General features: G+C 42.3%; 8 protein-coding genes. 1 reads left to right on the forward strand and 7 read right to left on the reverse strand.

Features of this window, described 5'->3' with window-relative positions:
* Positions 1-51: 51 nt before the first annotated feature.
* The 5 genes from R7O12_RS23450 to R7O12_RS23465 form a co-directional block, all read right to left on the reverse strand.
* Positions 52-444, reverse strand: coding sequence for a type II toxin-antitoxin system RelE/ParE family toxin (locus R7O12_RS23450; RefSeq protein ID WP_224723981.1), 393 nt, complete (start codon positions 442-444; stop codon positions 52-54).
* A 61-nt stretch (positions 445-505) separates the two neighbouring features.
* On the reverse strand, positions 506-739 hold the full coding sequence (locus R7O12_RS27320; RefSeq protein WP_169567099.1) for an MbeD/MobD family mobilization/exclusion protein: 234 nt from the start codon (positions 737-739) through the stop codon (positions 506-508).
* Positions 740-1,207, reverse strand: a complete 468-nt coding sequence (locus tag R7O12_RS27325) for an MbeB family mobilization protein (protein WP_203506492.1) — start codon at positions 1,205-1,207, stop codon at positions 740-742.
* A gap of 687 nt (positions 1,208-1,894) precedes the next feature.
* Positions 1,895-2,236, reverse strand: a complete 342-nt coding sequence (locus tag R7O12_RS23460) for a MobC family plasmid mobilization relaxosome protein (RefSeq protein WP_213965040.1) — start codon at positions 2,234-2,236, stop codon at positions 1,895-1,897.
* A gap of 855 nt (positions 2,237-3,091) precedes the next feature.
* On the reverse strand, positions 3,092-3,340 hold the full coding sequence (locus tag R7O12_RS23465) for a hypothetical protein (protein ID WP_005398517.1): 249 nt from the start codon (positions 3,338-3,340) through the stop codon (positions 3,092-3,094).
* A 158-nt stretch (positions 3,341-3,498) separates the two neighbouring features.
* On the opposite strand from R7O12_RS23465, the gene R7O12_RS23470 reads away from it, so the two are divergent.
* The gene (locus R7O12_RS23470; RefSeq protein ID WP_031819061.1) at positions 3,499-3,714 is read left to right on the forward strand and encodes a hypothetical protein; all 216 of its coding nucleotides are present in this window, start codon (positions 3,499-3,501) and stop codon (positions 3,712-3,714) included.
* A gap of 234 nt (positions 3,715-3,948) precedes the next feature.
* Here R7O12_RS23470 and R7O12_RS23475 read toward each other — a convergent pair whose 3' ends face one another.
* Entirely contained in the window at positions 3,949-4,119 is a 171-nt protein-coding gene (locus R7O12_RS23475; protein ID WP_005398424.1) for a hypothetical protein, read from the reverse strand.
* Between the two features lie 16 nt (positions 4,120-4,135).
* The coding region (nadS, locus tag R7O12_RS23480) for a NadS family protein (RefSeq protein ID WP_318126443.1) at positions 4,136-4,438 on the reverse strand (303 nt) is incomplete at its 5' end.

Here is a 4,438-nt window from a genome sequence, read left to right on the forward strand (position 1 = left end):
TTTGCAATCGCTTCGGCTTGCTTCATCGATGTATAAAGTTCATCAAAAATACTATTGCTCATTGTCATACTCTCTCTTAATCGACCTCGACACTTCTTTAAGGAGATTCTTCTCTTTCTGAGTTAAAGAGTCCTTTCTCCCTTTCTTGTACAGCAACACCAAATAGACAACATCAGGTTGGATCAGTAAGTAAATCGTTCGATAACCACCACTCTTACCTGTCGATTCTCCAGCAAGGCGAACTTTTCTTAGCCCTCCCGTTCCGACAATCAACGATCCCATTTCTGGGTTTTTGATGATGTCTGACTGCAACGCTCGAAACTCTTCATCCGTGAGCATCTCTTTTCGCTGAGATTCAAACAATGGCGTTTCAATAAACTCTAATGCGTAGCTAATAACCCGATCCTCTCCCAAAAGAATAGGAGTACATTGTACTCCTGGCAAGCGTATTTTCAAATGTATTAACGATTAAATCCGAAACCTCGACCTCTGCGATTTTGTCGTGCTAACGACTGCTCTTGCTGTATTGCTTTTCCAACGACTGGAGCTGCTGCGTCAAGTTGTTTACTTGCATGGTCAAGCTGCTCACACTGCTCTGTAAGCGTTGGTTCTCCTCGCTGCTCTGCTCGAATCTTTTCTCTAAATCCTTGTAGAGCTTCACGAACTCGCTGTGCTGCTCCTTGTGCTGCCTCTCTAAAACCTCGAAGGCGTGCAAAAGTTGTTTCTCTAGCTCGGTCATTTATTTCCTCTCCAACTTGATCAGCTCGTTCTTGCCATCGTTCATTGTCCACCCCTCCAGAATCGAGTAACCCTCTGGTATCACAATAAAACGTTCCCCTTTCTGGCTCTCGTACAGAGAAAGCCCCCAAGTCTTGTTCTGGAACTGCTCTAGGATCGCTTTTTGGCGGGCTATCTTTTTCTGATTGTCTAATATCGTCTGCCCTTGATACCAAGCGATCCCGTAACTGACGATCACCAAAAATAACAGGGTCACTGGCAACCAAATCCATGTTTTCATCACCAAGAGATTCAAACGTGATTGCTGCTCTTGGATGTCGTTTATGATTTTCTGCTCGCTTGATTTCAACGCATCTTGAATACGTTGTTCGTGCCTCTCGAAGTCTTTCTTTAGCGTTTGCTCGATAGCGTTGGCTTGCTTCTTCGATTGCGAATTGAAGTCCCTCGCCATATTCAAAATCTTGCTCATACAACAAACCTTTTAATCTTATGTTTCGTTTCCCACTTTCGGGATTCTTAATGCTGATGCTTTTAGCTGTCACTCTGGCAATCTCAAATCCTTTGCTTTCAAGCGCACCAATTAACCCTTTTCGACTACGGATCGCGCCTGATTGAGCAAGATTAAGTAGACCATCGGTAAGAAGTTGCTGAATCTCTTTTGCATCGGATGGAGTGTCTTTAGCACTCACCAAGCCTTGCTGATTAGCAGGGTCATCTGGGTCATGAAGCCCTAGTTCAAGATTCTTAATGGTGCGCCACGCATCGATACGAGGATTGTCTGCAAAGTGGTAGTAAGGTTGAAGTCGCTTGCCAGAATGAAGCTCAATATTTGGAATAACAAAATTCAGCTCTAACCGCCCTTTATCAAGATGCTCTACCCAAAGAATGGAGTATTGGTCTTTGTCTAAGCCTGGTAACAAAGCCTTTTCAAAATCAGCCATGAGGCGATCTTTAATCTCTTGTGATAAGTCCGTTTCAGCAAAACAGAGAAAGCCCGATGTGTACTTTTTGGCGTAAGGACTCGAATCAATGAGTGATTGAACTAAATCAGGATCGCCTTGATTGAGTGTCGCCCTCTCCCGATTTCTATCTTTCCCTAAGAGATAATCAACAGGGCCACTCCCAACGCCCTTACCTCTACGAGCGAACTGAACAATCATACTGAGATCTCATACTGTGCCATTATTTGCCCAAGCTGACGCTCGATTGCTGAAAGTTGAGCCAATACTTGAACCACATTCACGACATCATAATTCTGGGTATTCACTACTCTAGTGATCTGATTCAAGTTATTTCCAAGTCCAGATAACTGGCGCAATAATGCGGGGTCTACTTTAGGAACATTGGCTCTTTTAAGAGTCCGTTCCCCAAGACAAGTCGCTCTCACCCAAGGAGCTAATTCCGCACCATCACACCGATCTTTCAGAGCTTGAAGTTCAGTCTCAGTGACTCTGATCTTGATGGACTTTTCTCGTATTACTTTCTTCTTTTCAGTCATGGCAATTCTTTAGTTTGAGTGCTTTTAACTAGGGTTAAGGGAGCGTAGCGTCCCTTACAAGACACAATGACAACGTAACGAAGTGGAGGGGTCTTTGTGTAGCCTTGCTTATGTGCTTAACAAAAGATAGAAAGTAAGATAAAGAAATGCAAATAAGGGAAATCATGAAGTATCAAACAATGACAGTAAGAGCAAAGAGGAGGCTAGCCAAGCTAGCGCAAACCACCCTTTCGGCTGCGCCGACCCCTACCCATTTCAACTCAAATTTATGAGTGATTTGGGTATCTTTTTGGTCGCTTTCAGATTGGGTAAGTCTCTTCCCTTTCGGGCTGCCCTGCGCTGTGAGTAAGGCTTTACGCCCCCATTCCAGTCTCACAACACTAATCAATTATTCCTTTTCCGCAGTTCTCCCTCTAGCAGCTACAAGAGAGCGGTTTTATCGTGCTTTCGCAAGTTTTGATTAGTGCCTTTACCTGCCACCTTTGGAACTTCCCTTGGTCGGTGGCTGATGCGCATCGCTCTGTCCAAAACATCTTGAGTCCAAACAGAGTGCAGGAATACTTGAAGTGCTTAAACGATATGGGCTATCATGAAAGGACTTACACAGGCCGTCAAACCGGTAAGTATTCCGATCAAAGCCGACCTTGCAGGGTCGGTTTTGTCACATCTGGGGATTGAGATTACAACCAAAGAGCTGGGATCTCAACGATCCTTTTCTAAGGTAATGAACGTCCTCAAGAAAAACGCCTCCCATTGGGAGGCGTTTTTCGTATCTGCCAGATGTAAAAAAGGTCGCCGGTTTGGGCAACCTTTTGCGTTCTATCGTTCAGTTCGCACAACGAGTGTTACGTTAAATTACTCATTACTTTCTTTTAAACCAAAGCAGTCCCACTCTATCAGCAATCGACTAAAATTATTTTTTGAAAGATATTTGGCATCTACACACTTACCATCATCATCGTACAGCACAAGGAAAAAAGAACTCGATTCTAGTGTACGACCTAACGAAAGCCATTGAGCAACAATTGTCTCGTAATGTTCTTGATATGATGCGATTTCAAAGCCTTTGTTATTCGATGTTTTAAAATAAATTTTTAGTTTCACGCTTTATCCCATTTATCTCATACACATCATATTTAAGACTAGGTTTGTGTGAGCAATTGAACGTTCTTAATAGACTTAGGCCAAAAAAAACCACTATATACGCAATTGAGCACTATTATAAAGTTACATGCATATCAACACTTTGTGAGTATTGCGTTATGGCTTTGTGTAAAATAAAAAAATACGACACTTTAGTAGATGCTCATACGATTAAACTTCTCGAAAATTTAACAATGGAAATTGGAAATGAAGAAGTTGCTCTACAAGTCACTATTTTGTCATTTGAAAAACTTTGGCATCAAATGGAAATGCATGGAGAGCCCAAAAACACATTTGAATGGCTTCAAATCGAAGCAAAGAAGCTCATAATTTAAAGCAACATAACGTTGTGGTGGTGATTATTATTCCTATTACGTTAAATAGCCGACTTAGCATCTCAAAACGCCAATCTGACGCTCTCAAAACGCTCCTGGAGCGTTTTTAAGCACTTATCCTTACCTAATTAGCCAGAAATCGGGCTGTAAGTTTGTGACGCTTTCAGAGCGATTTACAGGACAAAAAGTTCGCAGTTCGATTGAAACAAAAAACGCCCTCTAAGGGCGTTTTTTCTATGTTTTCATCTTATCGATGGCATCTTTGGTGATCAGCTCGTTAGCTATCTCTAAGTTCTCTTTGTACTTCTTCTCTTTGTACTTCTCATATTCAAATCGAGATAACGAACTTCTCGGATCGTACTCGTAACGCTGACAGAATTGCTCAAAAGTAACAGCTGCACTCATAGACACCTCTTAATCTTTAAACTGAAAACTTCGCATAAAGCTCTGGCTCTTTAGAGAGTAGAGTTAGGACTTTGCTTGCTAAACCTGTCGGATTTCTCCGTCCTTGCTCCCAACTTTTCACGGTATCAATACTCACATCCATCGCTTGTGCCAACTCTTTTTGGCTGACATCCAGTTGTGCTCGGATCGCTTTAACATCGGCAATCTCATAACGAGTGACATTCGCAGGAGTCTGCTCTCCTTTTGCAATCGCTTCGGCTTGCTTCATCGATGTATAAAGTTCATCAAAAATACTATTGCTCATTGTCATACTCTCTCT

The sequence above is a fragment of the Vibrio sp. Vb1574 genome (assembly GCF_033338675.1).